This is a genomic window from Pseudomonas alcaligenes, from assembly GCF_014490745.1.
GTDB classification, from domain to species: domain Bacteria; phylum Pseudomonadota; class Gammaproteobacteria; order Pseudomonadales; family Pseudomonadaceae; genus Aquipseudomonas; species Aquipseudomonas alcaligenes_C.
The window spans coordinates 1,492,697-1,507,878 of record NZ_LZEU01000001.1; the positions used below are offsets into that span (position 1 = coordinate 1,492,697).

General features: G+C 64.6%; 15 protein-coding genes. 9 read left to right on the forward strand and 6 right to left on the reverse strand.

Annotation, left to right across the window (positions count from 1 at the left end):
• Both A9179_RS06655 and A9179_RS06660 read right to left on the reverse strand, forming a co-directional pair.
• Positions 1 to 447 (reverse strand): tripartite tricarboxylate transporter TctB family protein, encoded by a 447-nt coding sequence (locus A9179_RS06655; RefSeq protein WP_187805044.1) that lies wholly within the window; start codon positions 445 to 447, stop codon positions 1 to 3.
• A gap of 144 nt (positions 448 to 591) precedes the next feature.
• Positions 592 to 1,566 (reverse strand): Bug family tripartite tricarboxylate transporter substrate binding protein, encoded by a 975-nt coding sequence (locus tag A9179_RS06660; protein ID WP_187808524.1) that lies wholly within the window; start codon positions 1,564 to 1,566, stop codon positions 592 to 594.
• 400 nt (positions 1,567 to 1,966) lie between these two features.
• On the opposite strand from A9179_RS06660, the gene A9179_RS06665 reads away from it, so the two are divergent.
• Positions 1,967 to 2,638 (forward strand): response regulator, encoded by a 672-nt coding sequence (locus A9179_RS06665; protein ID WP_187805045.1) that lies wholly within the window; start codon positions 1,967 to 1,969, stop codon positions 2,636 to 2,638.
• The gene (locus A9179_RS06670; protein ID WP_187805046.1) at positions 2,631 to 4,022 is read left to right on the forward strand and encodes a sensor histidine kinase; all 1,392 of its coding nucleotides are present in this window, start codon (positions 2,631 to 2,633) and stop codon (positions 4,020 to 4,022) included. Before A9179_RS06665 ends, A9179_RS06670 begins: the two co-directional genes overlap by 8 nt.
• Here A9179_RS06670 and A9179_RS06675 read toward each other — a convergent pair.
• From A9179_RS06675 to ygfZ, 3 genes are all read right to left on the reverse strand, one after another.
• A complete protein-coding gene (locus A9179_RS06675; RefSeq protein WP_187805047.1) occupies positions 4,019 to 4,771 on the reverse strand; it encodes a substrate-binding periplasmic protein in 753 nt (250 codons plus the stop codon). The two genes, A9179_RS06670 and A9179_RS06675, sit on opposite strands and share 4 nt — an antisense overlap.
• Positions 4,772 to 4,883: 112 nt before the next feature.
• Positions 4,884 to 5,720, reverse strand: coding sequence for an HDOD domain-containing protein (locus A9179_RS06680; RefSeq protein WP_187805048.1), 837 nt, complete (start codon positions 5,718 to 5,720; stop codon positions 4,884 to 4,886).
• Positions 5,721 to 5,831: 111 nt separating this feature from the next.
• Positions 5,832 to 6,773 carry a CAF17-like 4Fe-4S cluster assembly/insertion protein YgfZ gene (gene ygfZ / locus A9179_RS06685; RefSeq protein ID WP_187805049.1) on the reverse strand — a complete coding sequence of 314 codons (942 nt, stop codon included), beginning with the start codon at positions 6,771 to 6,773 and terminating at the stop codon, positions 5,832 to 5,834.
• 119 nt (positions 6,774 to 6,892) lie between these two features.
• Between ygfZ and A9179_RS06690 the strand changes: the two genes are divergently transcribed.
• Together A9179_RS06690 and A9179_RS06695 are read left to right on the forward strand one after the other, a co-directional pair.
• Positions 6,893 to 7,147 (forward strand): FAD assembly factor SdhE, encoded by a 255-nt coding sequence (locus tag A9179_RS06690; RefSeq protein ID WP_187805050.1) that lies wholly within the window; start codon positions 6,893 to 6,895, stop codon positions 7,145 to 7,147.
• The gene (locus tag A9179_RS06695; RefSeq protein WP_187805051.1) at positions 7,131 to 7,583 is read left to right on the forward strand and encodes a protein YgfX; all 453 of its coding nucleotides are present in this window, start codon (positions 7,131 to 7,133) and stop codon (positions 7,581 to 7,583) included. Before A9179_RS06690 ends, A9179_RS06695 begins: the two co-directional genes overlap by 17 nt.
• Here the strand turns inward: A9179_RS06695 and nadB are convergent.
• Complete coding sequence (nadB, locus tag A9179_RS06700) at positions 7,552 to 9,168, reverse strand: L-aspartate oxidase (RefSeq protein ID WP_187805052.1); 1,617 nt, start codon at positions 9,166 to 9,168, stop codon at positions 7,552 to 7,554. The genes A9179_RS06695 and nadB overlap by 32 nt on opposite strands.
• 355 nt (positions 9,169 to 9,523) lie before the next feature.
• On the opposite strand from nadB, the gene rpoE reads away from it, so the two are divergent.
• The 5 genes from rpoE (at position 9,524) to lepA (ending at position 15,181) form a co-directional block, all read left to right on the forward strand.
• Positions 9,524 to 10,105 (forward strand): RNA polymerase sigma factor RpoE, encoded by a 582-nt coding sequence (gene rpoE / locus A9179_RS06705; RefSeq protein WP_187805053.1) that lies wholly within the window; start codon positions 9,524 to 9,526, stop codon positions 10,103 to 10,105.
• A gap of 31 nt (positions 10,106 to 10,136) precedes the next feature.
• Entirely contained in the window at positions 10,137 to 10,724 is a 588-nt protein-coding gene (locus tag A9179_RS06710; RefSeq protein WP_187805054.1) for a sigma-E factor negative regulatory protein, read from the forward strand.
• 8 nt (positions 10,725 to 10,732) lie between these two features.
• Entirely contained in the window at positions 10,733 to 11,674 is a 942-nt protein-coding gene (locus tag A9179_RS06715) for a MucB/RseB C-terminal domain-containing protein (RefSeq protein WP_187805055.1), read from the forward strand.
• A 134-nt stretch (positions 11,675 to 11,808) separates the two neighbouring features.
• A complete protein-coding gene (locus A9179_RS06720) occupies positions 11,809 to 13,230 on the forward strand; it encodes a DegQ family serine endoprotease (RefSeq protein ID WP_187805056.1) in 1,422 nt (473 codons plus the stop codon).
• Between the two features lie 151 nt (positions 13,231 to 13,381).
• A complete protein-coding gene (gene lepA / locus A9179_RS06725) occupies positions 13,382 to 15,181 on the forward strand; it encodes a translation elongation factor 4 (protein WP_187805057.1) in 1,800 nt (599 codons plus the stop codon).
• The last annotated feature ends 1 nt before the right edge of the window (position 15,182 follow it).

Here is a 15,182-nt window from a genome sequence, read left to right on the forward strand (position 1 = left end):
TCAGCTCTCCACCAAGGCTGCGAACACGCCGAGTGGCAGCGGCACGTCGAGCAGGTAATCGAAAAAACCGTAGAGCAGCACGCCCATCAGCAGGCCGCTGACGGCGCTGAGCAACAGGCGGCCGCCGAACAGCAGGCCAAGACTGAATCCGGCCAGCGCGGTGCTGAGCACGAAGCCCAGCGGCTCGAACAGCAGGGCATAGGCGAGCAGGGCGCCAACGCACAGGGCGACCTTGCGTGCCAGCGCCCAGGAGATCGGCAGGGTCGGCTCGCCATTGGGCTTGCACAGCAGCCACAGCGCGGCCACGGTCATCAGGGTCAGGAGCAGCAGCGGGTAAGCGCGCGGGCCGACCGGGTCATACGAGAAGGGTGCCTGGAAGCCCCAGGCGACCACGGCGAGAAAGGCGCAGACGAGCAGCCAGACCGCAGCGAACAGGCGGACATACATGAGAAGTTCCTCGCAAGGGAGCGGAGGGAGCGGAGGGAGCGACGGAAAGGCAAGGCGGAAAGCGGCGAGGGCGGGGAGTTTAGTCAGCTAAATGACTCGCCCGAGCCGCTTTCCAACGCAGCATTTCCTAGCGCAGCAGCTTCCCTATTTGGCTAGGCCGAATTCGCCGGCGAGCGCCTTGTAGTCCTGCACCTGCTTGAACACGTAGGCCTGCAGCTGGTCGCCGGTCATGCTCAGGGGGAACAGGTCGCGCTGTTCGCGCAGCTTGGCGAACTCGGGGCTGGCCAGCAGGGTGTCGAACTGGCTCTTCCACCAGGCGAAGTCGGCATCGCTGACTTCCGGGCCCATGTAGAAGCCACGGATCACCGGCCAGGTGATGTCGAAGCCCTGCTCCTTGGCGGTGGGGATACCGCTCAGCTTACCCGGCAGGCGCTCGTCGGAGAGCACGGCGAGGATGCGGATCTTGTTCGCCGCCAGCTGCGGGGTGACTTCGCCAAGGCCGCTGGAGGTCACCTGTACGTGGCCACCGAGCATCGCGGTAAGGGTTTCGCCGCCACCCTCGAAGGCCACATAGCGCAGCTGCTGCGGATCGATGCCGGCGAGACGGGCAAGCAGCGCGGTCTGCATCCAGTCCTGGCCGCCGATGGTGGCGCCGGCACCGAAGACGATGCTGCCGGGGTCTTTCTTCAGCGCTGCGACCAGGTCGCCGAGGGTCTGGTAGGGCGAGTCGGCCCTTACCGAGATGGCGCCGTAGTCGGTGCCGATGCCGGCCAGCCAGCGCACGGCGTGTTCGTCGTAGCGGCCGAACTTGCCCTGGGCCAGGTTTAGCAGGGAGCCGGAGGAGAAGGCGGTGATGGTGCCGGCGTCCTTCGGCCGCTGGGCGACCACCGCGTTGTAGGCCACTGCGCCGACGCCGCCGGGCATGTAGGTGACGCGCATCGGCGCCTTGAGCAGGCCGTTGTCCTTGAGGCCGCTCTGGGCCAGCTTGCAGGTCAGGTCGAAACCGCCGCCGGGTTTGGCCGGGGCGATGCACTCGGGGCGCTTGGGTTCGGCAAACAGCTGGCTGGACAGCAGCAGGCCGCAGGTGAGCAGGGCGACGCGGGACAGGGCAGTCTTCATCATCGGGTCTCCGGTGGAGTTTTATTGTGGCTCAGGTGGTAGCGGATCGGCAGTCGACGACTGGCGATCAGTGACTCGCTCGCGGGGCGGGCGAAGAGGGGAAATCGGGGCGGGCCTGGGCGGCGGTGCGGTGCGGGTGGCACGGCGGGCGAGGCGAACGGGCAGGCGCGGTGGCCTGCTGCAGGGCAGCGTGCATCGGTGGTCTCCATTTGTTGTTCTTGTCGCACCGACGCAACCACGCAGCCGGCACTTGGCGGGTGGTTCTAGCCACCCTGTCGCGATGCTAGGGGGCGAAACTTTCGCCAGCCTTTCAGCGTGAAAGAAAGTTGTAGAGGCGGTTAAAGCGGCTTTGCGCTGGTTACACTGAGGCCATAAGAACAAGCTGCGGAGTGCCCCAATCGTGCGAATCCTGCTGGTCGAAGACCATCTGCCGCTGGCCGACAGCGTGGCCCAGGCACTGCGTGGCGCGGGGCTGACGGTGGACGTGCTGCACGACGGCGTGGCCGCCGAACATGCCCTGGCCAGCGAGGACTACGCCCTGGCGGTGCTTGATGTCGGCCTGCCGCGGCTGGACGGTTTCGAAGTGCTGGCGCGCATCCGTGCCCGTGGCAAGGTGCTGCCAGTGCTGATGCTGACCGCCCGCGGCGAGGTCAAGGATCGGGTGCACGGCCTCAACCTGGGCGCCGACGACTACCTGGCCAAGCCGTTCGAACTGACCGAGCTGGAGGCGCGGGTCAAGGCGCTGCTGCGCCGTAGCGTGCTCGGTGGTGAAGCCCAGCAGCGCTGCGGGGCGCTGGTGTATGACCTGGGCACGCGGCGTTTCAGCCTGCACCAGCAGGTGCTCAGCCTGACCTCGCGCGAGCAGTCGGTACTGGAAGCGCTGATCGCCCGCCCGGGGCGAGTGATGAGCAAGGAGCAGCTGGCCGACCAGGTGTTCGGCCTGGACGAGGAAGCCAGCGCCGACGCCATCGAGATCTATATCCACCGCCTGCGCAAGAAGCTCGAAGGCGATGCGGTGCGCATCGTCACCTTCCGTGGCCTGGGCTACCTGCTGGAGGCGGTGAGTGACTGAGCCGCGTGCCGGCAGCCTGCGCGGTGGGCTGCTGCGCCGGCTGGCGATCCTGCTGGCGATCCCGCTGCTGATCGGCAGCATCAGCGCCTACTGGAACGGCCGCGCCGCCGCCGACGCGGCCTACGACCGCACCCTGCTGGCCTCGGCCCGGGCCATCGCCGACGGTCTGTATGCCGACGATGGCACCCTGCGCGCCGATGTGCCCTATGTGGCGCTGGACGTGTTCGCCTACGACAGCGAAGGGCGCATCTTCTACCAGGTCAACGACCTGCAGGGACGCCTGGTCTCCGGCTACGACAACCTGCCGGCACCGCCGCCCGGCACCAAGCGCACTGACGATTACCCGGCCCTGGCGCGTTTCTACGACGGCGAGTTCGATGGTGTGGGCGTACGGGTGGTCAGCCTGCTGCAGCCGGTCAGCGAGCCGGATATCAACGGCATGGCGGAAATCCGCGTGGCCGAGACCGAGGGGGCGCGCGAGCGCATGGCGCGCAGTCTGTTGCTCGATACTCTGTGGCGCATGGGCCTGCTGGCGCTGATCACCCTGGCCCTGGTGTGGCTGGCGGTAAGCGCCGCGCTGCGTCCGCTGGAGCGTCTGCGCGGGGCGGTGGAGGAGCGTCAGCCGGATGACCTGCGGCCGTTGCCGATGGTCGAGGCACAGGACGAACTGCGCCCGCTGGTGGCGGCGCTCAACCACTTCACCGAACGCCTGCGCCTGCAGTTCGAGCGCCAGGCGCAGTTCATCGCCGATGCCTCCCACGAGCTGCGCACACCGCTGGCGGCGCTCAAGGCGCGTATCGAGCTGGGTTTGCGTGAAAGCGAGCCGAGCCTGTGGCGCAGTACCCTGGAAAAGGCCGCGCAGAGCACCGACCGCCTGACTCACCTGGCCAACCAGCTGCTTTCCCTGGCGCGCATCGAGCGCGGCGCGCGGGCCATCGCCGAAGGTGGCGCGGAGCGGGTCGACCTGGCCCAGCTGGCTCGCGAGCTGGGCATGGCCCTGGCGCCGCTGGCCCATCAGCGTGGCATCAGCCTGGCGCTGGAGGCGGAGGAGGGGGTGTATATTGATGGCGAGCCGACCTTGCTCAACGAGCTGATCTACAACCTGGTGGACAACGCCATGACCCATACGCCCAAGGGCGGCGACGTGATCCTGCGGGTGCTGCAGCCGGCGCTGCTGGAGGTGGAGGACGACGGCCCGGGCATTCCAGCGGAGGAGCGCGACAAGGTGTTCGAGCGCTTCTACCGCAGCAATCCGCAGGTCGGCGGGGCCGGGCTGGGCCTGGCGATAGTTGGCGAGATCTGCCGCGCACACCTGGCCCAGGTCAGTCTGCACGACGGGCGCAGCGGCGGGTTGCGGGTGCAGGTCAATTTTCCTGCGGTCTAGGGCACCAGGCTCACTGGCTGCTGCACTTCCAGCAGGTATTGCGCCACCTTGCCGCTGTTGCGCAGTTTCTGCAGACCCAGGTTGAAGCGCTGCAACAGCGCCTCGTTGCCGGCCACCTTGCGCGACAGCAGCAGATGCAGGGTGTCGCTGTTCAGTGGCAACGGGTGGAAGGTCAGCTGGCGGCGTTCGGCGGCGCTGAACTTGCTGTGCAGCAGGTCGAAGGCCACCACTTTGTCCATCGGCAAGACATCGAGGCGCCCGGCCAGCAGCATGCGCAGAGCCAGTTCCTCGTTGCTCAGGCGCTGCATCTGCACCTGGCCGCTTTTTTCCGCTTGCTGGAAAGCCGCGCCGTAGTTGTAGTCGATGGCGCCGCCGATGCGTTTGCCTTGCAAGTCGCTGATCTGCTGCCAGTCGAAGGGGTGATCCTGGCGGTGGAAAAAGTAGTAGCTGGTATCCACTACTGGATCGCTGATGAAAAAAATCTGTTCCTTCTCGGGGCTGCGCCGCCATACGGCGGTGCCGGCGCTGTTGCCATTGGCGGCAGTGCGCAAGGCACGGGGCCAGGGATAGAACAGCCATTTCACCTGGATGCCTTCAAAGGCGAAGGCTTCCTCGATGATGCGCGAGACGACGCCGTGGTAGGGGAGGTGTTCGCCGAGATAAGGACTCCACTCGCCATTGGTCAGGCTAATGGTTTCGGCGCGGCTGATGCTGCAGAGAGCAAGAAACAGCAGGGGCAGCAGGCGCATGCGGATGTCCTCACGGGCTGAACGGAACTGCGACCGATCCTTCGATCTGCGTACCGCCCGGGCGTTGGGTCGCCCGGATTTCTGTTCAGCTTAGAGGGTAATCCGCGCTCTATTACTGCAGCATGCTGGTGGCCGCTTCCATGGCGGCGGAGAGGTCTTCGTCGGCCTGCATGTCGACGTTGGGGTCGAGACCGAGCTTGGCGAAAGCCGGGATCTGGCTCCAGTCGAGCTGGGTGTAGGGGTGCTCGCTGCCCAGGTAGCTCTGCAGGGTGGCGACCTGGACGATGTCGACGTAGTCGACCTTCGGCGAGTTGCGGGTGAAGTCCAGGTGCTGGCCCGGCACCATGGCGATCGGCTCGGGGAACTCCCAGGCACGCAGGATCTTGTCACCGATGATCGGGTGGATCTTCTCGATCACGTGGTTGAGGCTGATGGAGTCGGCCAGCAGCTCGTTGTGTTCTTCGGCGTAGGTGAGGATCGGCAGGATGCCGATCTGGTGCACCAGGCCGGCGAGGGTCGCCTGGTCGGGCAGCAGGCGGGTGTAGTGTTTGCACAGTACGTGGCAGATGCCGGCGATTTCCGTGCTTTTGTTCCACACTTCGCGCATCTTGCGATCGACCACGTCGCTGGTGGCCTGGAACATCTGCTCCATCGCCAGGCCGGTGGCTAGGTTGCAGGTGTAGTTGATGCCGAGGCGGCCGACGGCCATCTGCAGGTCGGTGATTTCCTTGTTGGTGCGCAGCAGCGGGCTGTTCACTACCTTGATGATGCGGGCGGTAAGGGCGGCGTCGTTGCCGATTACCTTGCTCAGGGCCGGGATGCTGATATTCGGGTCTTCCGCTGCCTCGCGCACCTTGAGCGCTACTTCGGGCAGGGTCGGCAGCACCAGTTCATCGTTTTCGATGGCCTGGATCAGTTCCTGTTGGACTTTCTCGGCAAGCTTGCTCATCTCGGCTCTCGTGTCGCTGGATCGCTTCAGTCTAGGCGCAGAAGCGTTCATCGTTCAGGGATTGCCCGGGTTGTACCGCGTTTGCCCGGGGTCATGCATCAGCTTTTTTACCTAGCGCTGGATTTCGCGATCTGCATCCAGCTCGTAGGGCAGTTCCAGCAGGCTCAGGCTTGGGCCTTCGGCGCTGCCCAGGTGGATGCGGCCATCGTTCTTCGCGTCTTCCTGCAGCACAGCCAGCAGCTCCACGCCTTGCCCGGCCTGGGCAGCCAGCACCACTTCGCCGACGCTGGAGCCGTGTACCGGCGAGAACAGCTCGACGCCCGGCTGCGGCAGTTCGCCGGCTACCAGGCTCAGGCGATAGAGACGCCGTTTGAGCTTGCCGAGATACTGCATGCGCGCGACGATTTCCTGGCCGGTATAGCAACCCTTCTTGAAACTCACGCCGCCCAGGGCTTGCAGGTTGATCATCTGCGGGATGAACAGCTCGCGGGTCGGGCCGAAGACCTGGCCGATGCCGGCGCGCACCTGGGCCAGCAGCCAGTCGTTGAGCGCTGCCTGGGGCAGGCCGGAACTCAGCAGGGCCTGCAGGCGCTCGGCCTCGGCAGCCGGTGCCCACAGCTCGGCACGGCCATCGGAAAGGCGCAGGGCGATCAGGTTATCGACGCGCGCCAGGCTGTCGGCGCCGGCCGGCAGTTGCAGGCCGAGGCCGGTCAGGACGCTGTCACCGGCGCTGAGGCCGAAGCGTACCCAGGCGCTGGTTTCGTCGCTGAGGGTCGATTTGGAGAACACCGCATATTTCTTCAGATCGGCCAGCTGGCTGTCCAGCAGTTCGCTGGCCAGGGCCAGCAGGTAGCCGTCCCCCTCGGGCAGGATGCGGAAGCTCGAGGTCATGCGCCCCTTGGGCGTGCAGCGTGCGCCAAGGCTGCTGGTCTCGGCACCGAGGTAGTTGAGGTTGCAGGTGACCTGGCCCTGGAGGAACTTGCTGGCGTCAATGCCGCGTACAGCAAGCAGGGATTCGTGGGTCAGGGTGCAGAAAAAGGCGGAGTCGGCCATTGGCGCTCGCAGTTTGAAAAGTCCGGGGCGCCATCATAGAGCCGCGCTGCCGGCTTGTCAGCGGGTGCCGAGCTCAGCTGCGCTCGCTATACTGCGCACCTTTCCACAGGAGCCGATGTATGGCCGACGCTACCGAACTGAATCGACTCTTCTGGCACAGCCGCCGCGGCATGCTGGAGCTGGACGTATTGCTGGTGCCCTTCGTCAAGGAGGTTTACGCCACCCTGGATGCCGAGGATCAGGCGCGCTACCGCAAGCTGCTGGAGTGCGAGGATCAGGACATGTTCGGCTGGTTCATGCAGCGCGACGAGCCGCAGGATCCCGACCTGCTGCGCATGGTTCGCATGATTCTGGATCGTGTCCAGCCCAAGTAAGGTTTTCGAATGCCACTGGCAGGCTTCACGCCTGCTGCTGGCGGTCTATCTGCTGGCCCAGTTCCTGGCGCTGGCAACCCTGCTGATCGTTGCTATTCCGCTCTGGGCTCGCGGCCTGGGTATGCTCTGCTGCCTGTTGCATGCCATCTGGGCCCTGCCGCGTCAGTTACTGCTCAGTCATCCGCAGGCCGTTACCGGCCTGCGCCACGATGACGACGGCTGGCAGCTGTGGAGCCGGGCGGCGGGCTGGCAAGCGGTGCAGCTGCGGCCGGACAGCCTGGCCCTGCCACTGGCAGTAGTACTGCGTTTTCGCCTGGCCGGGCAGTGGTGGGTGCGCGGTCTGTGCATTCCCCGCGATGCGCTGGCGCGGGATGCTCATCGGCGCTTGCGAGTGCGACTGAAGTTCAGCCGGCGTAGGTGGGCGGCGCCAGAATAGTGTCGCGGGCTTCCGGCAGTAGCCCTGGGTAGTCCAGGGTGTAGTGCAGGCCGCGGCTCTCGTGGCGCTGCATGGCCGACTCGATCATCAGCTCGGCGACCTGGGCCAGGTTGCGCAGCTCGATCAGGTCGCGGCTGACCTTGTAGTTGGAATAGAACTCGTCGATCTCGTCGAGCAGCAGGCGCACACGGTGCTGGGCGCGCTGCAGGCGCTTATTGGTGCGCACGATGCCGACGTAGTCCCACATGAAGCGCCGCAGTTCGTCCCAGTTGTGCGCGATGATCACGTCCTCGTCGGAGTCGGTGACCTGGCTGGCGTCCCAGGTCGGCAGGCTCTGCGGCATCGCCACCTGGTCGAGTTGGGCGACTATGTCCTGTACCGCCGAGCGGGCGTAGACGAAGCATTCCAGCAGCGAGTTGCTGGCCATGCGATTGGCGCCGTGCAGGCCGGTGAAACTGGTCTCGCCGATGGCGTACAGGCCGGGCACGTCGCTGCGCCCGTGCTGGTCGACCACCACGCCACCGCAGGTGTAGTGCGCCGCCGGCACCACCGGGATGGGCTGGCGGGTGATGTCGATGCCAAAGGTCAGGCAGCGCTCGTAGACGGTGGGGAAGTGCGCTTTGACGAAGTCGGCCGGCTGGTGGCTGATGTCCAGGTACACGCAGTCGATACCCAGGCGCTTCATCTCATGGTCGATGGCGCGGGCGACGATGTCGCGTGGGGCCAGCTCCTCGCGGGCGTCGAAGCGCGCCATGAAGCGTTCGCCATTGGGCAGCTTGAGGTGGGCGCCTTCGCCGCGCAGGGCTTCGGTAATCAGGAAACTCTTGGCCTGCGGGTGGTACAGGCAGGTCGGGTGGAACTGGTTGAACTCCAGGTTGCCGACCCGGCAGCCGGCACGCCAGGCCATGGCCACGCCGTCGCCGCTGGCGCCATCGGGGTTGCTGGTATAGAGGTAGACCTTGGCTGCGCCACCGGTGGCAAGGATGACGAAGCGCGCATGGTAGGTGTCGACCTCGCCGCTGTTGCGGTTCAGTACATAGGCGCCGAGGCAGCGCTGGCCGGGCAGGCCGAGCTTGCGCTCGGTGATCAGGTCGACTGCCACGCGCTGCTCCAGCAGCTCGACATTGCTGCGCAGGCGGGTCTGTTGCAGCAGGGTATTGAAGATCGCTGCGCCGGTGGCATCGGCGGCGTGGATGATGCGCCGGTGGCTGTGGCCGCCCTCGCGGGTGAGGTGGAACTCGAAGCCGCCGTCCTCGCGGTCGTTTTCGTTGTCGCGGGTGAAGGGCACGCCCTGCTCGATAAGCCATTCGATGGCTTCGCGGCTGTGCTCGACGGTAAAGCGCACGGCATCGATGCGGCACAGCCCGCCACCGGCATTGAGCGTGTCCTCGACATGCGATTGCACGGTGTCGGCATCATCCAGCACGGCGGCGACACCACCCTGGGCCCAGTAGGTGGAGCCGTTGGCCAGGTCGCCCTTGCTCAGCACGGCGATGCGCAGGTGCTGGGGCAGGGTCAGGGCGAGGGTCAGGCCGGCAGCGCCGCTGCCGATCACCAGAACGTCGTGCTGATAGTGTTGGCTCATGTCTACTCAGGGTTCCCGCGTAAAGGCGCCGCCTAGTATATAGAGGGGGTGGGCGGCACAATAGCTGGCTTATGACCGAGCATGCCGCTCGGGAACTTTCTTAGTCGTTCAGGTTCCATAAGCCATCGCCGATGGCTAAATGGCATCTATCGGTCGTTTCTGCGTGCGCGCTCGGCGGCCTATAACGATTATTCAGCGGCAGGGCAGCGGCTCTGTTGCAGTGTTTTCTGCAGGTGCCCAGGCAATGCAGGAAGCTTGTTTGGAGGGGAGAACTTTTGCGAAGTGACCGAGTCTATCTTGGCAGAGAGATGAACGGGTCAGTGCAGAGCTCCTCCGAATACCAAGAGGAGTATTCATGCTAACCCAGGAAGACGATCAGCAGTTGGTCGAGCGGGTGCAGCGCGGCGACAAGCGGGCCTTCGATCTGCTGGTGCTCAAGTACCAGCACAAGATTCTCGGCTTGGTCGTGCGCTTTGTGCACGACAACCATGAGGCTCAGGATGTTGCCCAGGAAGCCTTTATTAAGGCTTATCGCGCGCTTGGCAATTTTCGCGGTGACAGCGCCTTTTATACCTGGCTGTACCGTATCGCCATCAACACGGCGAAGAACTATCTGGTGTCGCGCGGTCGGCGGCCGCCAGACAGTGATGTCAGTGCCGAGGATGCGGAGTTCTACGACGGCGACCATGCTCTGAAGGACAACGAGTCACCGGAACGGATGCTGCTGCGCGATGAGATCGAGGCCACCGTGCATCGCACCATCCAGCAGTTGCCCGAAGATTTGCGCACTGCTCTGACCCTGCGCGAGTTTGATGGTTTGAGTTATGAGGACATTGCCAGTGCCATGCAGTGTCCGGTCGGTACCGTGCGCTCACGGATCTTCCGTGCCCGCGAGGCCATTGATAAGTCCCTGCAACCCTTGTTGCAGGAAGCCTGAGACAGCGGCGACAGCCAAGAGAGGAACCACCATGAGTCGTGAAGCCCTACAGGAATCGCTGTCCGCGGTGATGGATAACGAAGCGGATGAACTGGAGTTGCGTCGGGTGCTGGCAGCCAGCGACGACGGCGAGTTGCGTGCGACCTGGGCACGCTACCAAGTTGCCCGTGCGGTGATGCATAAGGAGCTGCTGGAGCCGCGCCTGGATATCGCCGCAGCGGTTTCCGCTGCACTGGCCGAAGAAGCCGTACCGGCCAAGGCAGCGAACGGCTCCTGGCGCACTCTCGGGCGCCTGGCCGTGGCGGCGTCGGTGACGCTGGCGGTGCTGGCTGGCGTGCGCTTCTACAATCAGGATGAGCTGGGTGGTGCCCAGCTTGCCCAGAACGCGCAGCCAGGCCTGAGCCTGCCGCAGATGCAGGCCCAGGGGCCGGCCGTTCTGGCGGGTTACAGCGAGGGTGAAAGCCTGATGCCGCAACGTCCTGCCAGCCAGCTGTCTTCGGCCAACTGGCAGCAGCTGCGCCTGCCGACCTACCTGCGTCAGCATGCCCAGCAGGCCGCGGCCACTGGTGCGGATTCCGCACTGCCTTACGCCCGTGCCGCCAGCCTGGAAAATCGCTGAGGGGGTCTATGCGCGCCATCCCGTTCATCGCACTGCTTGGCTGGCTGGCGACTCCTGTCGTCCAGGCAGCCGATGCACAGGAGTGGCTGCAGCGGATGGCTCAGTCCTCGCAGCAGAGTTTCCACGGCACCTTTGTCTATGAGCGCAACGGCAATTTCTCCACCCATGCGATCTGGCATCAGGCTGGCGCGCAAGGTGTGCGTGAGCGCCTGTTGCAACTCGATGGGCCGATCCAGGAAGTAGTGCGGGTCGATGGTCGGCCGCAATGCGTCAGTGGCGGCCTGGCCGATGAAGTGCCCGACGTGCAGTGGCCGGCGCCGCATCTGCAGGCGGCCCAGCTTGGCCAGCGTTACGAGTTTCGCTTGCTGGGCAAGTCGCGCATTGCCGGGCGTGCTGCCGTCGTGCTGCTGCTGGTGCCGCGCGACCAGCATCGCTATGCCTTCGAGCTGCACCTGGACGAGGAGACGGCGCTGCCGCTCAAGTCGCTGCTGATCAGCGAGAAGGGGCAGTTGCTCGAGCGCTTCCAGTTCGTCGATCTGGACCTGTCCGCCGTGCCGGGCGATGAGGTGCTGCGCCCCAGCGAGGGCTGCAAGCCGGTTGCCCTGAGCAAGGTGGCGGAGCTGGCGCAGTCCTGGCGGGCTGGTTGGCTGCCGCCGGGTTTCGAGCTGAAGCAGGCGTTGCAGCGTCCCAGTCCGGCCTCGGCGGATCCCGTGGCCTGTCTGATGTATGGCGATGGCCTGGCGCGCTTCTCGGTTTTCCTCGAGCCACTGCGTGGTGCTGTGGTGGATGAGTCGCGCAATCAGCTGGGGCCGACCGCCGTGGTTTCCCGGCGCATGAGTACGGCAGATGGCGATGTGATGGTTACCGTGGTGGGTGAGATCCCGCTGGGAACTGCCGAGCGGATTGCCTTGTCCATGCAGGAGCCAGCTGCGACCGCTCAGGCGCAGTGATGGGCGCATGCCGGTGCGCTGAAGGGATGTCGGGGCGGGATGGCCTGGGTCTTGGTGCCAATGGCCGCTGCATTCTGCGGGGCGGCCTGTTTCGTACGTAAACGCTTGTTCCTTCCTTGATGGAGCTGCAGTAAATGCTGAACCTGAAATCCTCTTTGTCCGGCCTGCTGGCCTTGCTGCTGCTGGGCCAGGTTGTTGCGGCGCATGCCGAGTTGCCGGAGTTTACCGGGCTGGTCGAGCAGGCCTCGCCGGCAGTCGTGAATATCAGTACCCGACAGACCATCGCTCAGCGCGATGTTACCGTGCGCGGGCAGATGCCCGATCTGGAAGGTCTGCCGCCGCAGTTTCGCGAGTTTTTCGAACGCAGCCTGCCGCAGGCCCCGCGCGGGCAGGGCGGGCGTCAGCGCGAAGCGCAGTCGCTGGGCTCGGGCTTCATCATCTCGGATGACGGCTATGTGCTGACCAACAACCATGTGGTGGCCGACGCCGACGAAATCATCGTACGCCTGTCGGATCGCAGCGAGCTTAAGGCCAAGCTGGTTGGCGCCGATCCGCGTACCGATGTGGCCCTGCTCAAGGTCGAGGGCAAGAACCTGCCGACTGTGAAGATCGGCAAGTCCGATGACCTCAAAGTGGGCAGCTGGGTACTGGCCATCGGCTCGCCGTTCGGCTTCGACCATTCGGTGACGGCGGGGATCGTCTCGGCCAAAGGGCGCAGCCTGCCGAACGAGAACTATGTGCCGTTCATCCAGACCGACGTGGCGATCAACCCCGGCAACTCCGGCGGTCCGCTGTTCAATCTGGATGGCCAGGTGATCGGCATCAACTCGCAGATATTCACCCGTTCCGGTGGCTTCATGGGGCTGTCGTTTGCCATTCCCATCGATGTCGCCATGGACGTTGCCAGCCAGCTCAAGTCCGACGGCAAGGTCAGTCGCGGCTGGCTGGGCGTGGTGATTCAGGAAGTGAACAAGGATCTGGCCGAGTCCTTCGGTCTGGAGAAACCGGCTGGCGCCCTGGTGGCCCAGGTGATGGAAGATGGCCCGGCGGCCAAGGGCGGCCTGCAGGTCGGTGATGTGATCATCAGCCTGAATGACCAGCCGATCATCATGTCGGCCGATCTGCCCCACCTGGTCGGGGCGATGAAGGCGGGTAGCAAGGCGACGCTGGCGATTGTGCGTGGCGGCGAGCGCAAGGAACTGCAGCTGATCGTCGGCAGTCTGCCGGAGGATGACGACGAACTGGTTGCCGCGGGCGACGCGGGTGTCGAGCGCAGCAACAACCGCCTGGGTGTTGCCGTAGCCGAGTTGAGCGACGAGCAGAAGAAGGCGCTTGATCTGCGTGGCGGGGTGGTGATCAAGGAAGTGCAGGACGGCCCGGCGGCGCTGATCGGCCTGCGTCAGGGTGATGTGATCACGCACCTGAACAACCGGGCGATCGATTCGCTGCAGACCTTTACCCAGATCGCCAAGGATCTGCCGGTCAATCGCTCGATATCGATGCGCGTCCTGCGCCAGGGCAGGGCCAGTTTCATTACCTTCAAGCTTGCCGAATAAGCCGGCAGCAGGCAGTCGAGGGGCGGTTCTACCGCCCCTTTTTCTTGCCGGCGGCCGGTGGCTGTGGGTGACGCGGGCTGCGCCGATCGGGTAGAATTCCCGGCTATTTTTCGGTGGGCAGCCTGCCTGCGGCTTTTTTGAGTGTCGATCCGTGAGTGACCTGAGTCATATCCGCAATTTTTCCATCATCGCCCACATCGACCATGGCAAGTCGACCCTGGCCGACCGCTTCATCCAGATCTGCGGCGGTTTGTCCGAGCGCGAGATGGAGGCTCAGGTTCTGGACTCCATGGATCTGGAGCGCGAGCGCGGCATCACCATCAAGGCCCACAGCGTTACCCTGCACTACAAGGCGCAGGACGGTAAGACCTACCAGCTGAACTTCATCGATACCCCCGGTCACGTCGACTTTACCTACGAGGTGAGCCGCTCCCTGGCCGCCTGCGAAGGCGCGATCCTGGTGGTGGATGCCGGCCAGGGCGTCGAGGCCCAGTCCGTGGCCAACTGCTACACCGCCATCGAGCAGGGCCTCGAGGTCATGCCGGTGCTGAACAAGATGGATTTGCCCCAGGCCGAGCCGGAGCGGGTCAAGGACGAGATTGAACACATCATCGGCATCGACGCTACCGACGCCGTACCCTGCAGCGCCAAGAGCGGCATGGGCGTGCTTGATGTGCTCGAGCAACTGGTCAAGGTGATCCCGGCGCCCGAAGGCGACATCGAGGCGCCGCTGCAGGCGCTGATCATCGACTCCTGGTTCGACAATTACCTGGGTATCGTTTCCCTGGTACGGGTCAAACATGGCCGGATGAAGAAAGGCGACAAGATCCTGGTCAAGTCCACCGGCAAGGTGCACCAGGTCGACAGCGTCGGCGTGTTCACCCCGAAACACACCGAAACCAGCGATCTCAAAGCCGGTGAAGTGGGCTTCGTGATCGCCGGTATCAAGGACATTCACGGTGCGCCGGTGGGCGACACCCTGACCCTGTCCAATACCCCGGACGTGGATGTGCTGCCGGGCTTCAAGCGCATCAAGCCGCAGGTCTACGCCGGCCTGTTCCCGGTCAGCTCCGACGACTTCGAGGACTTCCGCGAAGCGCTGCAGAAGCTGACCCTGAACGATGCCGCCCTGCAGTACGAACCGGAAAGCTCCGATGCCCTGGGCTTCGGCTTCCGCATCGGCTTCCTCGGCATGCTGCACATGGAGATCATCCAGGAGCGCCTGGAGCGCGAATACGACCTGGATCTGATCACCACTGCGCCGACCGTGGTCTTCGAAGTGGAGATGAAGAACGGGGAGACGCTGTACGTCGACAACCCGTCCAAGCTGCCCGACCCATCCGGCATCCTCGACATGCGCGAGCCGATCGTGCGCGCCAACATCCTGGTGCCGCAGGAGCATCTGGGCAACGTCATCACCCTGTGCATCGAGAAGCGCGGTGTGCAGCGTGATCTGCAGTTCCTCAGCAGCCAGGTGCAGGTCTCCTACGACCTGCCGATGAACGAGGTGGTGCTGGACTTCTTCGACCGCCTGAAGTCGGTGAGCCGCGGCTATGCCTCGCTGGACTACAGCTTCGACCGCTTCCAGTCGGCCAACCTGGTGCGTCTGGACGTGATGATCAACGGCGAGAAGGTCGACGCCCTGGCGCTGATCGTGCATCGTGACCGCGCTCATCACAAAGGCCGAGTACTGACCGAGAAGATGAAAGAGCTGATCCCGCGGCAGATGTTCGACGTGGCGATCCAGGCAGCCATCGGCGGCCAGATCATTGCCCGTACCACGGTCAAGGCATTGCGCAAGAACGTATTGGCCAAGTGCTACGGCGGCGACGTCAGCCGTAAGAAAAAACTGCTGGAGAAGCAGAAGGCCGGTAAGAAAAGGATGAAACAGGTCGGCAGTGTGGAAATTCCACAGGAAGCCTTCCTCGCCGTACTCAAAGTGGATAGCTAAG

Coding starts and splice junctions, on each gene's coding strand:
- A9179_RS06690 (WP_187805050.1), top strand. CDS start 6,893: ATGGCCGACGCTACCGAACTGAATCGACTCTTCTGGCACAGCCGCCGC.
- ygfZ (WP_187805049.1), bottom strand. CDS start 6,773: ATGGCCGACTCCGCCTTTTTCTGCACCCTGACCCACGAATCCCTGCTT.
- A9179_RS06675 (WP_187805047.1), bottom strand. CDS start 4,771: ATGCGCCTGCTGCCCCTGCTGTTTCTTGCTCTCTGCAGCATCAGCCGC.
- nadB (WP_187805052.1), bottom strand. CDS start 9,168: ATGAGCCAACACTATCAGCACGACGTTCTGGTGATCGGCAGCGGCGCT.
- A9179_RS06680 (WP_187805048.1), bottom strand. CDS start 5,720: ATGAGCAAGCTTGCCGAGAAAGTCCAACAGGAACTGATCCAGGCCATC.
- A9179_RS06715 (WP_187805055.1), top strand. CDS start 10,733: ATGCGCGCCATCCCGTTCATCGCACTGCTTGGCTGGCTGGCGACTCCT.
- A9179_RS06720 (WP_187805056.1), top strand. CDS start 11,809: ATGCTGAACCTGAAATCCTCTTTGTCCGGCCTGCTGGCCTTGCTGCTG.
- rpoE (WP_187805053.1), top strand. CDS start 9,524: ATGCTAACCCAGGAAGACGATCAGCAGTTGGTCGAGCGGGTGCAGCGC.
- A9179_RS06655 (WP_187805044.1), bottom strand. CDS start 447: ATGTATGTCCGCCTGTTCGCTGCGGTCTGGCTGCTCGTCTGCGCCTTT.
- A9179_RS06710 (WP_187805054.1), top strand. CDS start 10,137: ATGAGTCGTGAAGCCCTACAGGAATCGCTGTCCGCGGTGATGGATAAC.
- A9179_RS06660 (WP_187808524.1), bottom strand. CDS start 1,566: ATGAAGACTGCCCTGTCCCGCGTCGCCCTGCTCACCTGCGGCCTGCTG.